We start from the raw sequence: 744 nt of genomic DNA, 5'->3' as shown, positions 1-744 counted from the left end.
AATGCCCTGAGCGTGTTTGTCCGCAAGCTGGGGATCAAGCTCATCGCGAACCAGGGGCCGGTACAGATGCAGGCACAGAACGACCTGATGGAATTGCTGGCCCGTAAAGAAATCAGCATTGTCAGCACGGAGGATGAAATCAAAATCATCGCGAAGAAGAAGCTGACGGTAAATGGCGGTGGGAGTTATATCACTCTGGATGTTAATGCCATTGAATCTGCGACGATGGGGGATTTCAGGACAAGAGCCGGGCATTATGCCAGACAGACGCGAGCGCAGCATAAGCCTGATATTTCACCTTTAGCGAATGCTATAGATGATGGCAGTCACAATATCCGCTATCTGTGTGCAGATGATAATGGGACACCAATGCTGAATACTCCTTACAGAGCATTTCTGGCAGATGGTTCAGTACTGGAAGGTGTTAGTGATGGTGAGGGGTATACGAAGTTGTTTACTTCTGCGCAGACTCAGGATGTACTGCTGCATATGATGCCGGAGGTTATCAATGCCTAAGTATAATGTTTACACAAAAATTGAATCGAATGTTCCAGCATCCAACCTGTTTTACGATCTTAATGTATATAAAACCGATGCCAGTAATAAAAAATATGTTCTGCTGTCGGTAACGCAACAGTCAGTAAATCCTAGCTATTATACTCAGGCTCATGAAACGAATGAGACTGAGGATGATCTGTCTGTAATCTACATATTGGAAATTAACCTATTTCGCAAGCACGGTGG

1 protein-coding gene and 1 pseudogene are annotated in these 744 nt (G+C 45.0%); both read left to right on the top strand.

What is annotated here, in order from left to right; all coding sequences use genetic code 11:
• Nucleotides 1-516, top strand: a 516-nt coding sequence (locus IFU29_RS22190) for a DUF2345 domain-containing protein (protein ID WP_191935766.1), incomplete at its 5' end; no start/stop codon positions are given.
• Nucleotides 509-744 (top strand): annotated as a pseudogene (locus IFU29_RS22415) (hypothetical protein); the annotation flags it as partial. The gene IFU29_RS22190 and the pseudogene IFU29_RS22415, both read left to right, overlap by 8 nt.

Source organism: Erwinia persicina (genome assembly GCF_014838825.1).
Taxonomy (GTDB): domain Bacteria; phylum Pseudomonadota; class Gammaproteobacteria; order Enterobacterales; family Enterobacteriaceae; genus Erwinia; species Erwinia persicina_A.
Note: the sequence above shows the minus strand (reverse complement) of the source record. Positions and strands in the feature narration are given on the sequence as shown.